The following is a 23830-nucleotide window of genomic DNA, read 5'->3' on the forward strand; positions in this document are numbered from 1 at the left end:
TATGAAAGAGCCAAAGATGGAGGCGCCAGCGCGGCAAGATGCTGCCTGGCGCCGCTGGGTTGAGCGGCCATTGGTAATCTGTGGCGCGGCCCTGGTATTCGTGCTGATGGGGCTTTCTTTCTCAGATGCCCTGTTGCGGTCCCTGTTCAATATGCCCATTTTCGGCGCCAATGATTATGCGCAAATTCTTCTTTCTTTTGCCGTTGCGATCAGCATGCCGCTTTGTGTCATTTCCGGTCGCTTGATCGCCATTGATACCATCACGGATATGTTGCCCGAACGGGCGCAAATCTTCCTCGATTGGCTGACCACTTTGATGGGAGTCGTGATTTTGGCTTATCTCGCCTGGCGGGCTTATTCCAATGCGCTGGAGGCGGCGAGTTTTGGCGAAAGCACTTTGCTGCTGCAATTGCCCTTTGGGCCCTCATATTATGCGGTGGCGGCGGGTAGCGCTTTGAGTGCGATTTTGCTGCTGGTGGAAAGGCTGGTGCGATGAGCCCTGAGATTTTTGGACTGCTGGGCTTTGTTGCCCTATTTGCGTTTCTGGCCATGGGCACACCGGTGGCGATCGCCTTGCTGGTGGTTGGCTTTGTCGGTACGACTCTTTTGTCCGGCTTTCAGGCCGCCGCCTTCACCTTGAGTGGGCAGGTATTTGCAACGGTCACCGTCTATGAACTCACCATCATTCCGCTTTTTATCCTGATGGGTAATCTGGCCTCAGCCGCCGGATTAAGCCGGGATTTGTTTGAAGCGGCCCATAAAATGATTGGCCGGTTCAAAGGCGGCTGGGCGGGTGCCACCATTGTCGGCTGCGCCGGTTTTGCAGCGCTCTCGGGGTCGTCCATCGCCTCGGCGATCACCATGGGCAAAGTCGCCTACCCCGAAATGCGGCGTTATGATTATGGCGCCAAATTGGCCACCGGCTCCATTGCGGCGGGCGGTACTTTGGGCATATTGATTCCGCCCTCTACCGGCTTTGTGATCTATGCGGTGCTGACCGAAGAATCCATAGGCCGTCTGTTTATGGCGGGCGTCCTGCCGGGCATTTTGCTCACCACCATGTTTTTGGTGGCCATTGCAGTTGTCACCTTTTTCTGGCCAGAGGAGGGGCCGCGTGGGCCTAAATTCACAGCAAAGGAAAAACTCTCCAGCCTGATGCGAGCTACCGGCATCGCTGGCATTGTGCTCATCACCATTGGCGGCATTTACACCGGCCTGTTCACCCCGGTGGAGGCTGCGGGCGTGGGCGCATTTTTCGCCCTGTTTATGCTGATCATTCGCCGCAAATGTACGGTGGCAACCCTTTATGATGTCAGCGCCGAAACCTTGAAAACCACCGGCATGGCCTTTTTCATCTTGATCGGCGCCAATGTCTTTGCCCCGTTCGTGGCCCTGTCGCATTTGCCCGCTACCATTGCCGAAGGCATGGGGGCACTGGCGCTGGGCACCTATGGCACCCTGGCCCTGATCCTTTTGGGTTATGTGATTCTGGGCATGTTCATCGAAGGGCTTTCCCTGCTGGTGATCACCTTGCCCATTGTGTTTCCACTTGTCGTCGGCTTGGGCTTCGATCCGATCTGGCTTGGGGTCGTAATGGTGATTGTTCTGGAAATGGGCCTGATTTCGCCACCTGTGGGGGTGAACGTGTTCATTGTGAAAAGCGTGGTGCATGATGTGAAAATCGAAACCATCTTTGCGGGCATTATGCCCTTCTGGCTCGCCATGATCGCCACTTTGGCACTGATCGTGATCTTCCCGGAAATCGCGCTTCTCCTGCCCAACGCCATGTTCAACTAACCTGAGCGGAAGGCCCTCCCCTAGTTGGGGAGGGCAATCGCAACGTGTGGGGTACAGAGTGTACGGCAAATGCGTCTTGGAGTTCTCTGCGGCGAGCAATCCACTTTTACGTCATTACCGGGCTTGACCCGGTAATCCATGTCGCTTTTCAATCCGCCACTACGCTGGTGTCAATCGCCAACACTGCTTGGACCCCGGATCAAGCCCGGGGTGACGCTGTGGGGTTGAGCGGCGCTAAGCCCATCATCAATGCCGCAAAATCCCTCCCCACCCCCTTGTGCCAGGGCAATCGCATGTGGAAATGCGGTAGTCAGCGTTGCGCAGCCTAAGCACATTTTTAGCGCCTCGGCGTAAGCGGTGACGCCGCGGGACCACCTCCTCGGGGGCCTCCCCGGACTTGATCCGGGGTATATGCAGCGCTTTTGGTCACCTTTTACGTCTGTTTTGTCTGATAGTTTGATTGAACAAGAACCGATTACAGCCCTATGCGATTGCTCTGTACTTAAGGGGAGGGATTAGGGGTGGGGTGCAATTGACATGTCTACTGGCGAAGAAGCCGCGCCTTGCTCACAAGCGCTTCCACATGCAGAAGGCTCAAATGGATTGCAAGATAAAGTCTTGCAAAGACGGAGAGGGTGGAGAAGCGTTGAGCAAGGAATGCTGGTGCTGCATTGACCCCAGGATCACACTCGGGACAGCCCGGAACAAAACTTTAGGTCGACCACGACGCGTGCAAAATTTTATGCTAAGCGTCCGCCCAACTTAAGGTGCAGGATTGCAAGCATGACCAAACCACCCCATCTCGAATGGCATGAAAATGACATGCCCTTTTCGCCCGAATTTGGCGACCATTTCTATTCCCATGCCGATGGGCGGCTGGAATGTGATTATGTCTTTATCCAATCCAACAATATCCCAGATCGTTGTACGCAGAACGATCAATTCTCAATCGGCGAACTCGGTTTCGGCACCGGGTTGAATTTTCTCGAAACGTGGCGGCAATGGCGCAAGGTGCGCGGCGAAAGTCAGATGCTCCGTTTCACCTCGTTCGAGCTTTACCCAATGGCAGTTGCACAAATTGAGCGCGCGCTCGAACCCTGGCCGATGCTGGCGGAACTGCGCGATCTCATGCTGAACCATTGGGATCAAATCGCTATTGGCGACGCGGTGGAGATTGAACCAGGGATTGTGCTTCAGTTGCAAATTGGCGATGTCACCCAAACCCTGCCCCAATGGCAGGGCATGGCGGACGCATGGTATTTGGACGGTTTTGCTCCGGCCAAAAATCCGGCCATGTGGGGGGAAGACTTGATGCAAGCACTCGCAGCGCACACTCACCCCAAAGGCACCTTCGCCACTTACACAGCAGCAGGCTGGGTGCGACGCAATTTGCAGGCGGCAGGTTTTGACGTGACCCGCAAAAAGGGTCATGCGGGAAAGCGGCAAATGATGTGCGGTCAATTAAAAGCCACTGACCAATTGAATGATTGACGCTTATTCGCGCACATGCCATTCATAAGGCTCATGCGACGGTCTTATGGGTGCAAAAGCACCTCATAAGTGAAAAGGGAACGTGGTGAGTTCGACCCAATTCGGGGAACGAATCCAGGGCTGCCCCCGCAACTGTAAGCGATGAGATTGCAACCAATGTGCCACTGAATTTTCGGGAAGGCTGGTTGAGATCGCTCGAATCGCGAGCCAGGAGACCTGCCGACGCCAACATAACTCGAATGCCGTCGGGTGGACGGTGAGGCAAATGCCTCAAGGAGCAGAGATGAAAAAGATTCCAGCAACGGTGATCACCGGTTTTCTTGGCGCGGGCAAAACAACCCTTGTGCGCCATGTGTTGAACAATGCCAAAGGCAAGCGCATCGCGCTGATCATCAATGAATTTGGCGATGTCGGTGTGGACCGCGACGTGCTGCAAGGCTGCGGCGATGAAGCCTGCAGCGAAACTGATATGGTCGAGCTGGCCAATGGCTGCATCTGCTGCACCGTGGCCGAAGATTTTATTCCCACCATCACCGCGCTACTGCAAAGCGACAATCGCCCGGATCACATCGTGATTGAAACCTCCGGCTTGGCGCTGCCGCAACCGCTTGTACGCGCCTTTAACTGGCCCGAAATCAAAGCCGACGTCACCGTCGATGGCGTAGTCACCGTGGCTGACGCGTCAGCCCTTGCAGCGGGCCGTTTCGCCTCAAACGAGGCGGCGGTAGATGCCCAGCGCCTGCAAGACGAAATGCTCGACCATGAAACCCCATTGGGCGAATTGTTCGAAGATCAATTGATCTGTGCCGATCTGGTGTTACTCAATAAATCCGACCTTGTGTCGCCCGACGATTTGGAAAAAGTCGAAGCCGCTATCCGCAAGGAATTGCGCGACGGCGTAAAGCTGGTGCGCACCCATAAGGGCGAAATTGATATGGCCGCCTTGCTCGGCATTGAAGCGGGCAGCGAACTGGATATGGATGGACGCAAATCTCACCATGAACATCACCATGAAGATGGCCACCACCATCACGAACATGATGATTTTGACAGTTTCTCCATCCGTTTGCCTGCCGCAACAGACAAGGTGCAATTGGGCAATGCGATCAGCAATGTGATCAAGGATTTCGACATTCTGCGCCTCAAAGGCTTCGCCGCGATTAAAGACGCGCCAGCTCGGCTTTCCGTGCAGGCGGTTGGCCCGCGGGTCGACACTTATTTTGATCGGCCTTGGACCAGCGATGAGGAAAAACAAACCTCGCTGGTGGTGATCGGCCAGTCTCCGCTGGACCGCGCAGCAATTTCAGAACGGCTCGAAAAAGCCTTTTCCTGATGCATTTATTATCAGCCCAAGCTGGGGCCATCCAGCAAGAGGGGGAGGCGATTGACTTAGGCCAATCGCCTGCGCCGCTGCTCATCCTGTCGGCAGCCGATAGCGAACTGGCCGCCTTCGCAGGCGCCATCGATGCACAAGGCGCCGATGATGTGCGCCTCGCCAACACCATGCGCTTGAGCCACAATTATTCCATCGATCTTTGGCTCGATGACACGGCGCAGCATGCCAAATTGATCGTGGTGCGGGTGCTTGGTGGCCGGGCCTATTGGACCTATGGCGTTGATCAGCTCACCGCCCTGTGCGCCGATCGCGGCATCGAACTGGCACTTCTGCCCGGCGATGCCAATCCGGACCCGGATTTGAAGAGCCGCTCGACCATTAATGGCGAGATTTACGACCAATTGCATCAAGCCTTTATCGCGGGCGGGGCGCAAAATCTAAGCAGCTTGCTCACCTTTCTGCGTCACCGCGCCAAAGGCGAAACAGCAGAATTACCGGCACCGCAACCGGCTCCCAATGCCGCCATCTGGCACGAGCGGCAATTGGTCAGCAATCTCCATGAAATCACCTTCGACCCCGCGGCAAAATATGCCCCCATCATCGCCTATCGCGCCCTGATGGATGGCGGCAATCTGCGCCCCATCGAGCGCATGGCAAGGGCCGCGCACAAGGAAGGGCTGACCCCGCTGATCTTGCTGGTGACCAGCTTGAAACAGTCGGAACCCGTGCAGTTTGCGCAAAAGCTGTTCGCACGGTTTGACCCGCAAGTGATCCTCAATGCCACCGGCTTCGCCTTGGGCATCAATGATCTCAGCGATGAAGATAATCCCTTCGCCTATACCGATGCGCCGATCCTGCAATTGGTGCAGGCGGGCCGGGCTGAGGAGGTGTGGCAGGAGGATATTCAGGGCCTCAACGCCAAGGATTTGGCAATGCAAATCGTATTGCCGGAACTGGATGGTCGCGCGGGTAATATCCTGATTGCCCACAAGGCACAAAACATCTGGCACGATGCCAGCGAGTGCCCGCTATCGGTCAACGAACCCCATGTGCCGGGCATAGATGCCGCCGCCAAGCTGGCGAAAAACTGGGTCACCCTGCGGCAAAAGCAAGTCGCCGAGCGCAAGGTTGGTATTGTGTTGGCCAACTATCCAATTCGCGATGGCCGCTTGGCCAATGGTGTCGGCTATGACGCCCCGGCCTCAACGCTCAATATTTTGCAGTTTTTGCAAGAGGAGGGGTACGCGCTTGATCATTTGCCCGAAAGCGGCAATGCGCTGGTCGAAATGCTGCAAAATGGCCCCACCAATGCCGCCCCAAAACGCGGCACCAGTCAGGCGACTATAACTTTAGAAAATTATAGAAAACTCTATGAAATTCTGCCTGAAACTCTAAAAAATTCTATTGAAGAAAGATGGGGAACTCCAGAAAGTGATCCCTTCTTCCGCGAGGATCATTTTGAGCTGCCCGCGATCCAATTCGGCCATGCCGCGATTCTGATCCAACCCGCCCGTGGCTATGATTTGGATGAAGAAGCGATCTATCACGACCCCGATCTGGTGCCACCTCATGGCTATCTCGCCGGCTATTTCTGGCTGACGCACCAGTTCGCCGCCGACGCGCTGATCCATAATGGCAAGCATGGCAATCTGGAGTGGTTGCCGGGCAAAGCCGTCGCGCTTTCTGACGAGTGTTACCCGCACATGCTGTGGGCGCAACTGCCGCATTTTTACCCCTTCATCGTCAATGATCCGGGGGAGGGCACCCAAGCCAAACGCCGCACAGGGGCGGTGATTATCGACCATTTAACGCCGCCGCTCACCCGCGCCGAAACCCATGGCCCGCTCAAAGATTTGGAAGCGCTGGCGGACGAGTTCTACAACGCTTCCGGCATGGACCAACGCCGCATCAAGGATTTGAAGCAGCGCATTTTCGACCTGTGCGCCGATACCGGCTTGGCCGCCGATATGGGGCTGGGCGACGCGCAAGATGATGATGCTTTGCAGACCATCGACACCTTTTTGTGCGAGCTGAAAGAAGCGCAAATTCGTGATGGATTGCATATACTTGGCCAAGCACCAGAGGGGCGGCTGAAGCACGACCTGCTGGTGGCGCTCACCCGCGTGCCGCGCGGCAGCGAGCGTGATCAGGACCACTCCATCATCCGCGCCATGGCTGATGATTTGGGCCTTGGGTTTGATCCTTTGTCGGCCGAGCTGGGCAAAGAATGGACCGGCCCGCGCCCTGCGATTTTGCAATCCCAACTGGACGAGAGTTGGCGGCATACGGGCCACACGGTGGAACGGCTGGAACAGCTCGCCTTTGCGCTGGTCGCTGGCGAAATTGATGCCAAGGCGGACTGGACCGCCACCCGCGCCATTCTCGACACGATCCAAAGCGACATTGCGCCGAAGCTCGACCAGTCGGGCGCATTGGAAAAAGCCAATTTGCTGCGCGGGTTAGACGGTAAATTTGTGCCCCCGGGCCCGTCCGGTGCACCAACGCGCGGCCGGTTAGATGTGCTGCCCACAGGCCGCAATTTCTATTCGCTCGACAACCGCGCGGTGCCGACGCAAACCGCATGGGAGCTGGGCGTAAAGTCGGCCGAGAATCTGGTCACCCGCCATTTTCAGGATCATGGGCTTTATCTCAAATCCATCGTCCTATCGGTGTGGGGCACCGCCAATATGCGCACCGGTGGCGATGATATTGCGCAAGCGCTGGCGTTGATCGGCGCCAAGCCGAAGTGGGATTTCGGCTCCACCCGCGTCAGCGGTTATGAGATTATTCCACTGGCGAAAATGAACCGCCCGCGCGTCGATGTGACCTTGCGCATCTCCGGTTTTTTCCGCGATGCCTTCCCGGCGCAGATTGAATTGTTTGACCGTGCTATCCGCGCCATTGGGGCGCTGGATGAGCCGGAAGATTTGAACCCGATTGCTGCCCGTATGCGCAGCGATGCGCTGGAGCTGATGCAGAGGGGGCGCGATGAGGACGCCGCCGCTATGGAGGCAGGCTATCGCATCTTTGGCTCTAAACCCGGCAGCTATGGCGCCGGGCTGCAAGGCATCATGGATTCAGGCCGCTGGAACGAGCTGGGCGACATTGCTGAAACCTTCATCAATTGGGGGCAATATGCCTATGGCACCAAAGCCAATGGCACCGTGGCCCGCGGCGCACTGATCAACCGCCTGAAAAATATTGATGCGGTGGTGCACAATCAGGACAATCGCGAGCATGATCTGCTGGACAGTGATGATTATTACCAGTTTGAAGGCGGCCTAAGCGCCACCGCCAAACATTTGCAGGGCGTGGCCCCGGCCAATTATCACAATGATCATTCACGCCCCGAACGTCCGGTGGCCAAGACGCTGGAGGAAGAAATCGCCAAGGTGATGCGTTCCCGCGTGGTGAATCCGAAATGGATCAATGGCGTGATGCGCCATGGCTATAAGGGCGCGTTCGAAATCATCGCCACCACCGATTATATGTTCGCCTTTGCCGCCACCACAGGCGCGGTCAAGTCGCACCATTTTGATCTGGCTTTTGAAGCCTTTGTGCTCAATGATGAGGTGCGCGATTTTATTCAGGCCAACAATAAATATGGCTATGATGAGTTGATTGATAAATTTAACGAGGCGGTTCGGCGCGGTTTTTGGTCGCCAAAACGCAATTCGACCTACGCATTTCTCGATGGAGGGAACGAATGAGCAAAAAAACTGACAATATGACAGAAGAAGAATTGAACGCCCGCCACGCGGAAAAAATGAAAAAGAAAAAAGCGGCGCGCGACAAAATCATCGCCACCAAAACCATCGAAAAAGGCCTCACCATCGTCCATACCGGCAAGGGCAAAGGCAAATCCACCGCCGCCTTCGGCATGGTGTTCCGCGCGCTGGGCAACGGCATGAAAGTGGCCGTGGTGCAATTTGTAAAAGGCAAATGGGGAACGGGCGAACGCAATGTGCTCGATAAATTCCCCGATCAAGTGTCCCTCGCCACCATGGGCGAAGGCTTCACCTGGGAAACCCAAGACCGCCAACGTGATATCGACGCCGCCCGCGCTGCCTGGGAACAGGCGAAAAACTTCATCCTAGATGATGAGCACGATATGGTGCTGTGCGACGAGCTGAACATTGTGCTGCGCTATGACTATCTTCCCATCGAAGAAGTGCTTGAGGTGCTGGAGCAAAAGCCCGAAATGAAGCATGTGATCATCACCGGCCGCAACGCCAAAGATGAACTGGTCGAAGCCGCTGATCTGGTCACCGATATGACGCAGGTAAAACACCCGTTCCGCTCTGGCGTTAAGGCGCAAGTCGGGATTGAGTTTTAGACGGCTTGGCAGCGAAGAGTCACTTCGTTTTGGTGAAGGCTCCCCCAATGGCACCACCCCGCACTTGATGCGGGGTCAGGTCCCGGATCAAGTCCGGGACGGCCAAAGGTGGGTTCCGTCCCCAGCGCAAAGGCTGTCCCCCCCCACCCTTGATCCCTCCCCACGGCGGGGGAGGGAAAGGGGTCGTGCATGATTTGATGGGCGAACACCTTAGCCAAGCGCCCTCTTCTCCCTCCCCTTGATGGGGAGGGCCGGGGTGGGGTGCTCCAAAGTGATGGCGGGTCTTGCGCGAGCCCGGACAATGTCCCAAAGTTCAAAAATCATTAATAGGAAATAAATATGCGCATCCACATCATTGCCTTGGGTGACAGCCTGGAAGCCACCACGATGCGGACGGTGCTGGAGGTGCAGACACACCAAGTTGTGCTGAGCTTTGTGGCAACACCGGAACAGTTTTTCGCCGCCTGCACGCAGAGCGCGGGAAGTGCTGATGCGCTCATCATCTCCGCTCATGGCGATGAAGCGGGCTTTGTCTTTCCCCTATTGGCTGAAGGGGTAAGCGATGTTGCGCTGGATGATGATATTTTGACACCCGAAAAGATGGCGGCGCAAATGACACAAGCGCCGCCGCTGGTGTTTTCCACCGCCTGTTTCACCGGGTAGCGCAAGATGGCAAACGCCTATTTGTCCGTTGGTGCGCGTGAGTTTCTTGGCCCTACTCATGAACCGGAGGGCGCGGACATTGCTCTGATTGTAGGGCTTGTATTTCGCCCGCAAAGTGCAGGCCTGCCGATCAAGGATCAGCTCGAAAAAATTGCAGCTCTCCTGCCGGAGGCGGCAATGTTTAGGTGTTATTCACAAACCGAAGCCCAACAAATGTGATGCAACATCTGGCGGGCCTATGCATTATGATACTGAGAATAGTGATCATTCACGGAGTATATTATGGCCGATTTGGAACATGACGTGCAATTTGAACAGTCCGGCAATCGCGGCCGCTTCTTTATCAATCTTGGCGGCGGGCAGGAGGCGGAAATGACCTTTTTGGACCGCGATGGTACCTTTGTGGTTGACCATACCGGCGTGCCCAAACCCTTTGAAGGCAAAGGGATTGCCCTTGAACTGGTGAAAGCGGGCGTTCAATATGCCCGTGAACATGACAAAAAAATTGAGCCGGTGTGCCCCTATGTGGTGATGCAGTTTAAGCGCCATAAAGAGTGGGATGACATCGCCGCATAGAGGGGATGTGATGAAAACCGTCAAAGAACTGGTCGACGCCGCGACGGCAGAAATTGAAACCATGTCCGTCGACGCGGCCGAAGACGCCGTTGCAGCGGGCGCAGCTCAGTTTGTCGATATTCGCGATATACGCGAACTCAACCGGGAAGGGCGCATCGCCGGGGCGGTGCATGTGCCCCGCGGCATGCTCGAATTCTGGATTGACCCCACATCGCCCTATCACAAGCCCGAACTGGCGACCGACAAAAAGCTCATCTTCTTTTGCGCTGCCGGTTGGCGCTCGGCCTTGGCCACCAAAACGGCCAAGGATATGGGCTTTGAAAATGTCGCCCATCTGGAGGGCGGATTTGGGGCGTGGCGCGAGGCGGAAGGTGAGATTATTGCGCCGAAGAATAAGGCTTAGCTGGATTGTAGCAAAGAAGTTTTCTGCGGCGACACGTTAATCTCGACTTGAGTCGGTGAAAGGACGTACCCGCACCCCTCGTCATTGCAAGACTCGATCTTGCAATCCATTTGATCCGTCAACTTTTGGGAAGGCGGGCGAGAAACCACTATTGCTTCGACAAGTGGAAAGTTGAATTGGACCCCAAGATCAAGTCTTGGGGTGACATCCGAAGGGTGGGCAAATTTCGTGGGAAACACTAAATTCAGGCACCAATGGCGGGGGTGCCGGGGTAGTGAGCGCAGCGAACGACGGCGGCGCGAAAACTGGCGGGGGTGCCGGGGACGGGAGCGAAGCGACCGGTGGCGGCGCGGAAAAAAGCCTCACCCCTTCTTCACAACCGCCGGAATGGCCTTTTGAAACTTGATCTTATCCATCACCACCTGGCTGTAGGTTTTGGAAATGAAGGGCTGGCGCATCAGGCTGTTGCGGACGAAGCGGTGGAAGGCGCGCATGTCGGTGGCCAGCACTTTCAGCACATAATCATATTCGCCCGTGGTGGCGTAACATTCCAAAATTTCCGGGATGGATTCCACGAGATGGATAAACTGCTCAATATAATCATCGCTATGCCGCTGCAGGCTGATTTGCAGTAAAATGGTTTCCTGATAGCCCATTTTCTCTGGCGAAACGGTCAGGCCGTAACCTTGAATAACGCCCGCTTCTTCGAGCGCATTGATGCGACGCCAAACGGAGGAAACGGAGCTGCCCACCTGGTTGGCGATCTCTTGGTTGGAGATGCGACTATTCTTTTGCAACAGCTCGAGTATCTTTCCATCAATTTGATCGATTTTGAGTAAGTTATTCAAATTCCGGCTCCAAAGTGAAAAAATTGTGCAATTACCATGTCAATCACCTGCAAATCTGATCAGCTTTGTCAAGCAAAATAAGCGATAATACCTCTAGATTAGAGGGGGACATGATGGATTTAACAACGCTTGATCGCGATATTTTTGCTTATCCTGATTATGAATTGCGCCACGGCATGGTGCGCGAGCGGGTCTTTTTGTCTGGCACCGACATTCTGGTGCGTATTCCCATTGAGCAGGCGAAAATTGACCAGGCAAATGGCCTGAATACCGCAGGCTTTATCTCCGGCTATCGCGGCTCCCCCCTCGGTGCCTATGATCAGGCGTTGGGCAAAGCCCAAAAAGTGCTGGATGAGCATAAAATCGACTTCCTCCCCGCCATCAATGAAGATCTGGCCGCAACGGCACTGATCGGCACACAAGAGGTGGCCAGCGATCCGGAGAAAACCGTCGACGGCGTGTTTGGCATCTGGTACGGCAAGGGCCCGGGCGTTGACCGATCTGGCGATGCCTTGAAGCATGGCAACGCCCTCGGCGCATCCAAACAAGGTGGTGTGATTGCGTTTTTCGGCGACGATCATGGCTGCGTTTCCTCCTCCATGCCGCATCAATCGGATCAGGCGGGCGAGCACTACATGATGCCCGTGCTGCACCCGGCAGGCGTGGCTGACTATATTCCGTTTGGCCTTTATGGCTTCGCCGCGTCGCGCTACACGGGCGCATGGATCGGCTTTAAAACCATCTCCGAAGTGCTGGAAAGTAGCGCCGCCATTGAAGTGCCGGAACCACGTCGCTTTAAAGACCCAGAAGACTACACCCCGCCGCCCTTTGGCCTCAACCATGACCCGGCCACAAGCTTTGGCCCGGTGCTGGAGCAAAAGCTGCTCGCCCGGCTGGACGCGATGCGCGCTTTCGCCAAAGCTAACCCGATTGACGAAGTGGCGTTTGGTGCCAAACAGCCAAAAATCGCCATTGTCGCGGTAGGCAAGGCCTTTGCCGATTTGATGCAGACCTTGCGCGATTTGGACATCAGCGAAACCAAAGCCAAGCGCATGGGGCTTGGGGTTTATAAGGTGGGGTTGGTGTGGCCGATTGAGCCAACGGGCTATCAACGCTTTTTGGCGAAAGCCGAAAAACTGCTGGTGGTGGAAGAAAAACGCGCGGTGGTGGAAACCCAGCTGAAAGAGCTGTTTTTCAACCAACGCAACTTCACCATTATCGGCAAAAAAGACCTTGAGGGCGCCCCGCTTATCCCTGAAGCGGGTGAGTTGCGCCCCTCCATTTTGGCGCAGGTTGTTCATGAATATTTGGACCTTGAAGGCCTTCCTCCTTCCGCCTCACCTGCGCCAACTCTTGACGAGATCGATGTGGCGCGCCGGGTGCCTTATTTTTGCTCCGGCTGCCCGCACAATCGATCCACCAAATTGCCCGAGGGCAGCACCGCGCTGCCCGGCATTGGCTGCCATTATATGGCCTCCTGGATGGGCCGCGACACAGGCGGCATCGTGCAAATGGGCGGCGAGGGCGTCAATTGGATTGGCATGGAAAGCTATACGGGCAAAAAGCATATCTTCCAGAATTTGGGTGATGGCACCTATTTCCATTCCGGCATGATGGCCATTCGCCAGGCGATTGCCGCCAAAGCCAATGTGACCTACAAAATCCTTTATAACCACGCGGTGGCCATGACTGGCGGTCAGGATGTGGATGGCGAGCTGAGCGTTGAAGCCATCGTGGCGCAACTTAAGGCGGAAGGCGTGGAGCGAATTGCGTTGGTAAGCGACAAGCCTGAACGGTTTGCCGCCGGCTTGATGCGCGGCAAAGGCTTGAGCCTCGACCACCGCAAAAACTTGGATGCGATCCAAGCCGAACTGCGCGATATTGAGGGCGTTACTGCTTTGATCTATGATCAGGGCTGCGCTACGGAAAAACGCCGCAAGCGCAAACGCGGGCTGATTGAAGACCCGAAAAAACGTGTCTTTATCAACCCCGATGTGTGCGAAGGCTGTGGCGATTGCTCGGTGCAATCAAACTGCATTTCCGTCAGCCCGGTGAAAACCAAATGGGGCGTGAAGCGCACGATCGACCAATCCTCCTGCAATAAAGATTTTTCCTGCATTGAAGGCTTTTGCCCCAGCTTTGTCACCATCGAAGGCGATGAGGAAAAAGAAACCGGCGACCAACATCGTCGCGACCATTTGCTCACCCATATTGCCAGCCTGCCAGAGCCCAAATTCGCCACAACCGGCGAGGTGTTGATCACCGGCGTTGGCGGCACCGGGGTGGTGACCGTGGGGGCCGTTTTGGCCATGGCCGCACATCTGCAAGGCAAAGGGGCTTCGGTGCTCGATTTTATGGGCTTTGCGCAAAAAGGCGGTGCGGTGATCTCTCACCTCAAAATTTTGGAAAAGCCGGGGCTGGATACACCGGTGCGGATCGACAAGGGCGATGCCAATGCGGTGATCGCGTGCGATTTGGTGGTGGCGAATATGCCCGAGCCGATGGCCTGCCTGGACCCGAACAAAACCCACGTAATCGCCAACACCAAAATCCTGCCCACTGCAGATTTTGTGCTGCGTGGCCTAGCCGATTTCCAGGAAGAAATGCGCCTCAAAAAACTGAAAGAGGGCGCGCGGCAGGTTGTTTATTTCGACGTGACTGATCTGTCCGTGGCCCTGTTTGGCGACAGTGTCTTCTCCAACATGATGCTGACCGGCATGGCGTGGCAAAAAGGGCAAATCCCACTGGATGGCGATGCCATCCGCCGCGCGATCGAGCTGAACGGCAAAGCCATTGAGGCCAATTTAGATGCGTTTGAATTGGGGCGCTTGATCGCTGATCAACCAGAACTGTTTGCTGAAGACCAGGACGCTGAATTTGAGCAAACATTGGAGCAATTGATCGCGGATCGTGCCGACTTCCTGACCCGCTATCAAAACGCTCAATATGCTGATCGGTATAAAGACGTGGTGGGCGAAGTGCAGGCCGCGGAAAATGCGTGGGGCAAAACTGGTTTAAGTGAAATAGTCGCGCATCAATTGGCCCGGGTTATGGCCTATAAGGATGAATATGAAGTTGCCCGCTTGCACCTTGAAACAGCCCATCTCAATGAGATGAAAGGGCGGTTTAAAGACGGCGCGAAAATGACCTTCCATATGGCACCGCCGATGCTCAACTGGATCAAGGAACCAAATGGTCGCCCGAAGAAGTTCGCCATTCCGGGGGCTGTCGCTCTGCCGAGCTTGAAACTGCTGAACGCCATGCGCCCCTTGCGCGGCACCGCCTTCGACGTATTCGGCCTCAGCAAAGACCGCCGCGATGAGCGCAAACTGCGCGATGATTATATCGCCATAGTGGAAGATCTAGCGGCTAATCTGACCGCGGATAACCATGCCGATGCGATGAAAAAGGCCAAGCTGGTCGATATAGTCAAAGGTTATGGCGTGGTGAAAGAGCAGGCGCTGGAGAAGTATCACAAGGCGTTGTCAGAACTGGCCTAGGGGATAGGCGTGAATTTGGGGGCGATAGCACCCCACCCTTAATCCCTCCCCATCAGGGGGAGGGAGACGAGCGTGCAGGGCACTTCCATTTGCACAGCGTTTGCATTTGAGAGAGAGCAAGCATTTCGCCATACACAACGTCATCCTCGGGCTTGACCCGAGGATCCAAGCAGCGCCAACCAAGACGCACAACACCCAAAATGTACGGCCTAGAAAGTCCCAACTGGATTCCCGTCTGCGCGGGAATGACGATGGTGAGTTGGGTGCCTGAAAGAGCCCGGCCCCGGATTAAGTCCGGGGTGGTTTGGGGAAAGGCGCGATCTCCAACTGACCATCCCGGCCTTGAGCCGGGATCAAACCTAACTTGCACAACGCTAAAGATGCTGTGCCGCCGCATTGCGTCAGAACTACATCCACCACCTGCTCAAGGCAGTAGGGTTGCATAAAAAGCTAGCCGGTCACTGGTGTGAGGAATTGGCAAAGATCGGACGAGAAAGGCTTTCTCATTCACTTGTAAGAAGCAAAACGACGCCAGCTGGATCGGAAGTCCAATGGGCATTTAAATTGCCTAATGGCTCCAGTTCGTCACGTTTCGGACTTTCAAGTACTCGAAGGGCGTCGTCGGGATCATCGGTGGACAATTCTAACCAAACATCAGTCTGGCTCTGTTTCTCGACCTGATCGATCCATAAGGTCATCTCACCAAACTCAAATGCGACACTGTTGGCCTGTTCTTGAACGGGCTTTAGGCCGACGCGATCTCGATAAAAGGTGACGGTTTCTTCCCATTTATGCAATGGCACTTTGATGGCGATGTTCTTGCCCGGCTGGATCATCGGTTGCTCCTCACCTAATGAAAACCCTACCTTTAATTTTAGACATTGTCGGATGAATAGTCATTTGGTTTTCTGGAGGGCGTGGGCACAACGAGACGGCGCGCCAAGCAGTTGAGTTTGAAATCAATTATTCTCAGACCATGCCGGACAAGCAAGTGGCGTTCACGCCACGCGGGCTGAACCGGGATCAATCATATAGGTGACCCCGGATCAAGTCCGGGGCGGCCATGCAGATTGGCTTTTCAGATCAGCGATCTAGCTCTCATCGAAATCCAGCGTCAGTTCGTCGCTGGTGGGGCGGGTTTGGCAGGCGAGGGTAAAGCCGGCTTCAATTTCCCAGGGTTCGAGTGAATAGTTCACATCCATTTCGGCGCTGCCTTTGGCCACTTTGCAGCGGCAGGTGCAGCACATGCCGCCTTTGCAGGAGAAGGGCAGTTCCAGCCCGTGCTTACGAGCGGCTTCCAGTACTGTGTCTTCCGGATCGGAGAGGGTGAAGCTGCGGGTGGTGCCATCCAGCACCACTTCAACTTTCACGCCCTGTTCTGCCGCTTCGCGTTGTGCTTTGGTGGGCGCTTTGCGTGGGGTCTGGCCATCGGCGGGGGTGAACAATTCATAGTGGATTTTGTCGTGCGCCACGCCCATGCCTTCAAGGCTTTGACGGGCCACTTCAATCATTTCGCCCGGGCCGCACAAAAACACGCCATCAGCGGCTTTGGGATCGATCGCACCGGTGTTCACCAGCGCCTTGATTTTGTCCGCATCAATGCGGCCATTCAAAATCGGCACGTCCTGATCTTCACGGCTAAGAATATGGATCAGCGTAAAGCGGTCCATAAACCGGTCTTTCAAAAACTCAAGCTGCTCGCGGAACATGATGGTGCCGGTTTCCCGGTTGCCATAAACCAAGGTCACTTCGGCCTCGTCATCGCCTTCCAACAAGGATTGCGCAATGGACATCATTGGCGTGATGCCTGAACCGGCGGCAATCAACAGTGCGTTTTTCATGCCGCCAATATCGGCGACAAAACGTCCGTCCGGGGTCATCACCTCAAGCTGGTCGCCCACTTTCAGATCGTTGGCCGCGAAGCTGGAAAAAACACCGTCTTCCACCCGGCGAATGCCCACCGTCAGGTCGGTGCAACCAAGCGGTGAGGAAACGGAATAAGATCGCCGCACATCCTTGCCATCAATGGTGCTGCGCAGGGTCAAATATTGCCCCGGCTTGAACGCATAAGCCTCGCGTAAATCGTCATTAAGGGCAAAGCTGATGGCGCGTGCGTCTGGCGTCAGTTCTTCAATTTTCGAAATCGTCAGTGTGTGAAATTTAGGGGTCATCTTTTTAAGGCCCTCAAATGCATTTGAAATAATCGAAAGGTTCACTACAGCTCGTGCAGCGATAATGTGCTTTGCACGCGGTGGACCCAAATTCAGATAGCTTTTCCGTGTCGGTGCTGCCGCATTTGGGGCAGGCGACAATGGTTTCGCCAAATAGGGCCAGCTTGGAGTTGGAGCCATCAACCGGCGGCGCGATGCCATAGGCGCGCAATTTTTCGCGGCCTTCATCGCTGATCCAGTCTGTGGTCCAGGGCGGGGAGACAACGCGCTCAATTTTCGGGTCAAACCCGGCTTCACGCAGGGCCACCTCAATGGCCAATTCAATGGCCAACACGGCGGGACATCCGGTGTAAGTCGGCGTCACATAAGCCACCGCTTTGCCGTCTATCATTTGCACATCACGCAATATGCCAAGCTCGGCCACATTCACGCACGGCACCTCAGGGTCGGGCACCAGAGCGGCGGCCGCCCATGCCTTTTGCGCGTCGGCTGAGCGGGTTGGCTTAAGCTGATGTACGTCCGCCATTGCCCTTACCAGCTCATATTCGGATAGGCGCGCTGCATATATTGCAAGTCGCTGAGCAGATGGCCCATCTCTTCACCATGATGCCCGGTGCGGCCCCCCAATTGCGGGTACTCCACCTCTGGCATGGTCAATTTGGCCTGGTCAAACACATTGGAAACGGTGTTGGTCCATTGGGTGCGCATGGCTTCACGATCTGGCAACGCATCAGTGTCAGCCGCCGCTTGCGCATCGGAGGACATATGGAACTGCTCTTCCACATAGGGGTGCAAAGCTTCAACTGCCGCTTGCATGCGTTGTGCACTTTCCTCAGTGCCATCGCCAAGCCGCACCACCCATTCGCCCGCATGGCGAATATGGTAGGCCACTTCCTTGACCGATTTGCCGGCTATGCCGCGCACCGTCTCATCGCTGGAGTGCAGCGCCGCTTCCCAATAGGGGTGCATAAAGGCCGCAAAATAAAGCTGCTTGAGCATGGTGTGGGCAAAATCTTCATTTGGCCGTTCCACCAGCAGGCAGTTCTTATAGTCGCGGTCATAGCGCAAATAGGCGAGTTGATCCTCGTCGCGCCCTTCGCCTTCAAGTTCACCAGCATAGGTGTAAAGGCTGCGGGCGGCGCCGATCATATCAAGCGCCATATTTGGCATCGCCAAATCTTCTTCCAGCAAGGGGGCGTGGCCGCACCATTCTGAAACCCGATGGCCAAGGATCAAATGATCATCCGCCAGCTCGAGCAAAGCGTTGAACAAAGGCGCGCTCATTACATATGCCCCACTTCTTCTGGAATGTCATAAAAGGTGGGGTGGCGATAAACCTTGTCAACGCCGGGTTCAAAATTTTCAGCCGCCTGATCGGGATCAGACGCAAAAATGGCCTTTGAGGGCACAACCCAAATGGAAACGCCTTCGCCGCGGCGTGTGTAGGTGTCCCGTGCAGCTTGCAGCGCAAGCACTTCGTCAGCGGCGTGCAAAGAGCCGCAATGCTTGTGGGACAAACCGTTGCGTGGACGGATAAAAACTTCCCAAAGTGGTGTTTCGTTAGACATGAACATTTCTCCCTATTCGGCGGCCTGTTGGGTTCGGCGGGTGGCGCGTTTTTCAGCGTGCGCCAAGGCGGCTTCCCGCACCCATGCGCCATCGTCCCATGCTTTTTTCCGGGCTTTAATGCGGTCGACATTCATGCGGCCACCGCCCTTAACCACACGCCAGAATTCGTCCCAATCCAACGGGCCATGGTCATATCCGCCTTTGCCGCCATTCTTCTCCGGGTTCCACTTCAGTTCGGGATCCGGCACGGTCAGGCCCAGATATTCGGCTTGTGGCACGGTGGCATCGATAAATTTCTGCCGCAGTTCATCATTGGAAAAGCGTTTGATTTTCCATTTCATGCTCTGCTCAGAATGGCTGGACTCCGCATCATGTGGGCCAAACATCATCAAGGATGGCCACCACCAGCGATTGAGCGAATCTTGCGCCATTTGCTTTTGTTCTTCGGTGCCATTGCACAGTGAAATCAGAATTTCATAGCCTTGGCGCTGGTGGAAGCTCTCTTCCTTACACACGCGGATCATCGCGCGGGCGTAGGGGCCGTAAGAACAGCGGCACAGCGGAATCTGGTTCATAATCGCCGCGCCATCAACCAGCCAGCCAATGGTGCCAATGTCGGCCCAGGTTGGCGTGGGATAGTTGAAGATCGACGAATATTTTGCCTTGCCGGAAAGCAGTTCTTCGGTCATCTGTTCGCGGGTCACACCGAGCGTTTCGGCAGCGGAATAAAGATAAAGTCCGTGACCACCTTCATCCTGCACTTTCGCCAGCAACGCAGCCTTGCGGCGCAGGCTTGGCGCACGAGTGATCCAATTGCCCTCAGGCAACATGCCCACAATTTCTGAATGGGCGTGCTGGCCGATCTGGCGCACCAATGTTTTGCGATAGCCTTCCGGCATCGCATCATTGGGTTCGATCTTTTCTTCCCGATCAATGCGGGCCTGAAACTTGGCCAGAAACTCTTCAGTTTCTTCCGTCTTGCCGTCAGCGCCGATTAAACCTTGTGAATACATTTGAGCATCCTCCTACAGCATGCCTCTTGGCATCCCTCTCTCTCAGTGGTAATAATACGTCACGAAATTTCACATATCAAGTAATTTTCGTAACATATCGGAGAGATGGGGATGGAAAATCGTTTGGATGCAGCAGCGCTGGAAGCGCTGATTGTCGAAATTTGCGCGCCTTGGGTGCAAGAGCTTGGCATTGAGGTGCTGGACCTTGGGGAAAATGGCGCCCGATTCGTGATGCCAGCGACCGAAAAAATCTTGCGGCATAGGGGACCAAATGGTGGTTTGGTGAGTGGGCAGGCGCTGATGGCCGGGTCTGATACGGTCAGCTTTTTGGCGCTCAGTTACCTCAATGGCCGCTTCCGCAATTGCGTCACTGTGGATATGGCCACCAACTTTATGCGACCGCTGCCGGAAGGTAATGTGATTTTTGACGTCAAAGTCCTCTCCAACGGCAAACGCCTCGCCACCACCCGCATCGACATTATGGCCGAAGGCAGCGAAAAAGTGGCGACCACCTCGACAGGCGTGTTTGCTTATATTGAGGAGTGATGCATTAGGGGGCTGGAGAAGCCCACCACCCCGAACTTGATGCGGGGTCGGGTTGACGCATGATGAAGCCGGCTCGGGGCCGGGATGGTTTTGGCTGGTTGTGTAGGCGCTTAAGGACCCGGCTTCACCCCACCCCTAAATCCCTCCCCATCAAGGGGAGGGACTTTGTGGTTTGTAACGTTTCCAATGTACCGTCACAAACTCTCACGTCATTACCGGACCTGATCCGGTAATCCATTTCACGCCAGCCAAACGGCACGTGATTTAAGCTTTACGCTCTTCAGCAAGTGGACAGGTGGATTGGACCCCAAGATCAAGTCTTGGGGTGACGCAGTGCGTTGGTCGACTTTATGGCACACCATTGGCGTCAAAATGTCCCTCCACTTGATGGGGAGGGATTTAGGGTGGGGTGTGGCCTGCCTCTCCCCAGCCATAGTGCGTCCCCCGGACTCGATCCGGGGTCCAAGCAGGGGTGGAGGTTAGACACCTGCGCTATGACAGACGGAACGGCTGCATGGATTACCGGGGCAAGCCCGGTAATGACGTAAGAGTGGATTGTTGGAGGTGGAGAAAACCGAGGCGCATTTGCCGGTCTCTCTACACCACCCCGCATTTGATGCGGGGTCTTGCAACTTTTGGTCCCGGCTCAGGGCCGGGATGGTCTGCGTGAAACTAAAACCGCTCAGCTAACACCTTCCGCGCCGCAACGCCATTGCCGTTGGGCCACCAATTCTCAGAGGGTTCAATCAATTGCCGATAAAGCCCGCTCACCAGATGGTGGGCGGCAGCGCCGGGCCAGTTTTCAGGCAGTAAATGCGCGGGCAGGGGCGGTTGCTTCAAAATCAGCCGCCGCCACTCATGGATCAACAAAATGCGGGCGCATAGGGCATCGATCGGAGACAAGTCGGCCAGTTGTTCGGCCTGCTCACCCAGCGGCGTGAACCGATTGAGCAGGGCCTTATAATCGGCCTCGATTTCGGTCAGTTCCAATTTCTCCGCCACCCAATGCGGCAATTCGTTGAGGTCGGCATCGATCAGCAAAAGGTCGGCTTGCTGCAATTGATGCAGCAAATGCTCGCTTGGGTCAGCAAACAGCGCCACGCCGTTGCGCAGCGCCATGCCGCCAAATCCGGCAAGCAGCGCGTTCAGCTGTTCGCGGGCGGTGCCGATCACATCGGGGCCGACGGCAAAAACTAGCTTTTGCGGTGTCGGCGCATATTGGGCGCGGTAGATTTTTTCGGTGGCAGGGATAAAGCTTTTCAGCCCCGCTGGCGACAAGCGATAAAAGCTGTTGCGGCCCTGGCGCTCGCGCGTCACCCAGCCTTCTTTCGCCAGGCGCGACATGGCGGTGCGCAGGGCGCCATTTTCCACGCCCATATGACCCAATATATTTTGCAAATCAGCCATGGCCACCGTGCCCCCATGGGGCTGAACGGCATCACCAAAAATGGTGATGACCACGGACCAAACGCGCAATCGACCATCTGAATGCAGATGGTCGATCAAAGGTGAAATCAGTTTATGCGGTGCACTCATGCACCTTATGTACGCTCAAACGCCACCATGGTCAAAAGCTCATATTCGGCAACTTGTTCATCATCCTGATTGAACATATTCACGTGCCAGCGCACCTCGCCATATTCGTCGGTCCGCTTGGTTTTGCGCTTCACAGTCAGGGTTACGCGCACTTCATCGCCCGGGCTAACCGGCTTTTGGAAGCTGAGGCTGTTAAGGCCAGTATTGGCCAGAACAGGCCCGGGGTCAGGCTGCACAAACAGACCTGCCGCAAAGCTCAAGAGCAAATAGCCATGGGCGACGCGACCGGGGAAGAACGGATTGGCTTCCGCCGCTTCCTCATCCATATGGGCATAGAACGTGTCGCCGGTGAAATGGGCGAAATGCTCAATATCCTCAAGCGTCACGGTGCGTGATTTGGTTTGGATCGTTTCGCCAATTTCCAACTCGTGGAACGTGCGGGTGAACGGATGGGCCGGGCCTTCTTTAAAGCGCGCGCCTTTCACATAAGTGCCGCCAATGCCGGTCAACAGATCAGGGCTGCCTTGCACCGCGGTGCGCTGCATATAATGGGTGACGCCACGCACGCCGCCCAGCTCTTCGCCGCCGCCTGCGCGGCCCGGACCACCATGTACCATATGGGGCAGGGGAGAACCATGCCCGGTGGATTCTTTCATGCTGTCGCGGTTGTTGAAATACAACCGCCCATGCCACGCCGCCGCGCCCATGGTCATCTCGCGCGCCACATCGGCGTCGTGGGTGATGACCGACGCCACAAGCGAGCCGCCGCCCTTGTTCATCAATTCAATTGCATGGCCAAGATCACGATAGCCCATCACCGTAGCAACAGGGCCAAATGCTTCAGTGCTATGCACGATGGTGGCCTTGTCCGGGTCTTTACAATGGAACAACATCGGCGCAACAAAGGCACCATTTTCCAAACCTTCGCCGTTCAGTTGCAAATTGTCCTGATCGCCGAAAACAAGGTCGCACTCGGTGCCGATTTCGGCCGCTTTTTCCAACACATCTTTCTTCTGGTCCAACGACGCCAAAGCCCCCATACGCGTACCTTCAGCGGTGGGGTCACCAATCACATTTTTGGCCAGCTTGGCGCTCAAGGCATCAATCACATTCTGCACTTGCGCGTCCGGCACAATCATCCGGCGGATGGCGGTACATTTCTGGCCCGCCTTCGCGGTCATTTCGCGCAACACCTCTTTGACGAACAAGTCAAATTCTGGTGTCTCCGGCGTTACATCCGGCCCGAGCACAGACGCGTTCAAGCTGTCCTGCTCGGCGATAAAGCGCACGCCATTTTTCTGTATATTTTTATTAGATTTGAGGTAGGATGCTGTGGCGGCGGAGCCGGTAAAGCTCACCACATCCTGGCAATCCAAACGATCAAGCAAATCGCCCGTGCCGCCCATCACCAACTGGATCGCCCCTTCCGGCAAAATGCCACTTTCCACAATCATTTTCACGCACGCCTCGGTGACATATGAAGTGGAGGTGGCCGGTTTCACAATCGCTGGCACGCCCGCCAACAGGGTGGGGGCAAGCTTTTCCAACATGCCCCAGACCGGGAAGTTGAACGCATTGATATGCACCGCAACGCCCAGCAAAGGCGTGCAATAATGCTGGCCCAAAAACGTCCCATTGCGCGACAAGATTTCGAGATCGCCATCAGGATAAATATGCGCATCTGGCATTTCCCGGCGGCCTTTGGAGGCATAAACAAATACGGTGCCGATGCCGCCATCAATATCGATCTTATGGTCGGCCAGCGTTCCCCCTGTTTTATAGGACAATTCATAAAGCGGATCGCGGCGCTCATTCAGATAGGTTGCCAAAGCTTTGAGCATGCGCGCGCGATCATGAAAGGTCATTTTGCGCAGTGCCGGACCGCCCTTTTGTTTGGCAAAATCGATCATTTGCTGGAAGTCGAGTTTGTCAGAACCCGCTTCGGCGATCTCTTCGCCGGTCACAGCCGAATAAATCTTGCGCACCTTGCCGGAAGGTGCCACCCACTGGCCAGCCGCAAAGCTTTCTAATTGCATCAAAGTCAT

Annotated in this window: 21 protein-coding genes and 1 riboswitch; of the genes, 12 read left to right on the plus strand and 9 right to left on the minus strand. The window is 55.5% G+C overall.

Annotated features, from left to right (window positions below):
• Nucleotide 1: 1 nt before the first annotated feature.
• The 10 genes from L1I42_RS02675 to L1I42_RS02720 all read left to right on the plus strand — a co-directional run bounded on the left by L1I42_RS02675 (nt 2) and on the right by L1I42_RS02720 (nt 10602).
• On the plus strand, nt 2-496 hold the full coding sequence (locus tag L1I42_RS02675; protein WP_236112957.1) for a TRAP transporter small permease: 495 nt from the start codon (nt 2-4) through the stop codon (nt 494-496).
• Nucleotides 493-1797 carry a TRAP transporter large permease gene (locus L1I42_RS02680; protein ID WP_236112958.1) on the plus strand — a complete coding sequence of 435 codons (1305 nt, stop codon included), beginning with the start codon at nt 493-495 and terminating at the stop codon, nt 1795-1797. Before L1I42_RS02675 ends, L1I42_RS02680 begins: the two co-directional genes overlap by 4 nt.
• Nucleotides 1798-2580: 783 nt before the next feature.
• Nucleotides 2581-3288 carry a tRNA (5-methylaminomethyl-2-thiouridine)(34)-methyltransferase MnmC2 gene (gene mnmC2 / locus L1I42_RS02685; protein ID WP_236112959.1) on the plus strand — a complete coding sequence of 236 codons (708 nt, stop codon included), beginning with the start codon at nt 2581-2583 and terminating at the stop codon, nt 3286-3288.
• Nucleotides 3289-3310: 22 nt separating this feature from the next.
• Nucleotides 3311-3526, plus strand: a riboswitch (cobalamin riboswitch).
• A 45-nt stretch (nt 3527-3571) separates the two neighbouring features.
• Nucleotides 3572-4621 (plus strand): cobalamin biosynthesis protein CobW, encoded by a 1050-nt coding sequence (gene cobW / locus L1I42_RS02690; RefSeq protein WP_236112960.1) that lies wholly within the window; start codon nt 3572-3574, stop codon nt 4619-4621.
• Nucleotides 4621-8334 carry a cobaltochelatase subunit CobN gene (cobN, locus tag L1I42_RS02695; RefSeq protein WP_236112961.1) on the plus strand — a complete coding sequence of 1238 codons (3714 nt, stop codon included), beginning with the start codon at nt 4621-4623 and terminating at the stop codon, nt 8332-8334. The genes cobW and cobN overlap by 1 nt, the downstream gene beginning before the upstream one ends.
• On the plus strand, nt 8331-8960 hold the full coding sequence (cobO, locus tag L1I42_RS02700) for a cob(I)yrinic acid a,c-diamide adenosyltransferase (protein ID WP_236112962.1): 630 nt from the start codon (nt 8331-8333) through the stop codon (nt 8958-8960). The genes cobN and cobO overlap by 4 nt, the downstream gene beginning before the upstream one ends.
• Nucleotides 8961-9299: 339 nt before the next feature.
• Nucleotides 9300-9623, plus strand: coding sequence for a hypothetical protein (locus L1I42_RS02705; RefSeq protein WP_236112963.1), 324 nt, complete (start codon nt 9300-9302; stop codon nt 9621-9623).
• Nucleotides 9624-9629: 6 nt separating this feature from the next.
• Nucleotides 9630-9842, plus strand: a complete 213-nt coding sequence (locus tag L1I42_RS02710; protein WP_236112964.1) for a hypothetical protein — start codon at nt 9630-9632, stop codon at nt 9840-9842.
• A 63-nt stretch (nt 9843-9905) separates the two neighbouring features.
• Nucleotides 9906-10199: a GNAT family N-acetyltransferase gene (locus L1I42_RS02715; protein ID WP_236112965.1), complete on the plus strand. Its 294-nt coding sequence runs from the start codon at nt 9906-9908 to the stop codon at nt 10197-10199.
• A 10-nt stretch (nt 10200-10209) separates the two neighbouring features.
• Nucleotides 10210-10602, plus strand: coding sequence for a rhodanese-like domain-containing protein (locus L1I42_RS02720; protein WP_236112966.1), 393 nt, complete (start codon nt 10210-10212; stop codon nt 10600-10602).
• A 362-nt stretch (nt 10603-10964) separates the two neighbouring features.
• Here L1I42_RS02720 and L1I42_RS02725 read toward each other — a convergent pair whose 3' ends face one another.
• A complete protein-coding gene (locus tag L1I42_RS02725) occupies nt 10965-11450 on the minus strand; it encodes an Lrp/AsnC family transcriptional regulator (RefSeq protein WP_236112967.1) in 486 nt (161 codons plus the stop codon).
• 110 nt (nt 11451-11560) lie between these two features.
• Between L1I42_RS02725 and L1I42_RS02730 the strand changes: the two genes are divergently transcribed.
• Nucleotides 11561-14950 carry an indolepyruvate ferredoxin oxidoreductase family protein gene (locus L1I42_RS02730; protein ID WP_236112968.1) on the plus strand — a complete coding sequence of 1130 codons (3390 nt, stop codon included), beginning with the start codon at nt 11561-11563 and terminating at the stop codon, nt 14948-14950.
• Between the two features lie 503 nt (nt 14951-15453).
• Here the strand turns inward: L1I42_RS02730 and L1I42_RS02735 are convergent.
• The 6 genes from L1I42_RS02735 to paaA form a co-directional block, all read right to left on the minus strand.
• On the minus strand, nt 15454-15786 hold the full coding sequence (locus L1I42_RS02735) for a hypothetical protein (protein WP_236112969.1): 333 nt from the start codon (nt 15784-15786) through the stop codon (nt 15454-15456).
• 255 nt (nt 15787-16041) lie between these two features.
• Complete coding sequence (locus L1I42_RS02740) at nt 16042-17121, minus strand: 2Fe-2S iron-sulfur cluster-binding protein (RefSeq protein ID WP_236112970.1); 1080 nt, start codon at nt 17119-17121, stop codon at nt 16042-16044.
• Nucleotides 17122-17134: 13 nt separating this feature from the next.
• Nucleotides 17135-17647: a 1,2-phenylacetyl-CoA epoxidase subunit PaaD gene (paaD, locus tag L1I42_RS02745; RefSeq protein ID WP_236112971.1), complete on the minus strand. Its 513-nt coding sequence runs from the start codon at nt 17645-17647 to the stop codon at nt 17135-17137.
• Nucleotides 17648-17652: 5 nt separating this feature from the next.
• Nucleotides 17653-18405: a 1,2-phenylacetyl-CoA epoxidase subunit PaaC gene (gene paaC, locus L1I42_RS02750; protein ID WP_236112972.1), complete on the minus strand. Its 753-nt coding sequence runs from the start codon at nt 18403-18405 to the stop codon at nt 17653-17655.
• Nucleotides 18405-18689 (minus strand): 1,2-phenylacetyl-CoA epoxidase subunit PaaB, encoded by a 285-nt coding sequence (gene paaB / locus L1I42_RS02755; RefSeq protein WP_027834018.1) that lies wholly within the window; start codon nt 18687-18689, stop codon nt 18405-18407. Before paaB ends, paaC begins: the two co-directional genes overlap by 1 nt.
• A gap of 12 nt (nt 18690-18701) precedes the next feature.
• Nucleotides 18702-19703 (minus strand): 1,2-phenylacetyl-CoA epoxidase subunit PaaA, encoded by a 1002-nt coding sequence (gene paaA, locus L1I42_RS02760; RefSeq protein ID WP_236112973.1) that lies wholly within the window; start codon nt 19701-19703, stop codon nt 18702-18704.
• 111 nt (nt 19704-19814) lie between these two features.
• On the opposite strand from paaA, the gene L1I42_RS02765 reads away from it, so the two are divergent.
• On the plus strand, nt 19815-20249 hold the full coding sequence (locus tag L1I42_RS02765) for a PaaI family thioesterase (protein ID WP_236112974.1): 435 nt from the start codon (nt 19815-19817) through the stop codon (nt 20247-20249).
• A 672-nt stretch (nt 20250-20921) separates the two neighbouring features.
• Here the strand turns inward: L1I42_RS02765 and L1I42_RS02770 are convergent.
• On the minus strand, nt 20922-21785 hold the full coding sequence (locus L1I42_RS02770; RefSeq protein ID WP_236112975.1) for a PaaX family transcriptional regulator: 864 nt from the start codon (nt 21783-21785) through the stop codon (nt 20922-20924).
• Between the two features lie 5 nt (nt 21786-21790).
• Nucleotides 21791-23830: a phenylacetic acid degradation bifunctional protein PaaZ gene (gene paaZ, locus L1I42_RS02775; protein ID WP_236112976.1), complete on the minus strand. Its 2040-nt coding sequence runs from the start codon at nt 23828-23830 to the stop codon at nt 21791-21793.

It is taken from the genome of Maritalea mediterranea, assembly GCF_021568695.1.
Lineage (GTDB): Bacteria > Pseudomonadota > Alphaproteobacteria > Rhizobiales > Devosiaceae > Maritalea > Maritalea mediterranea.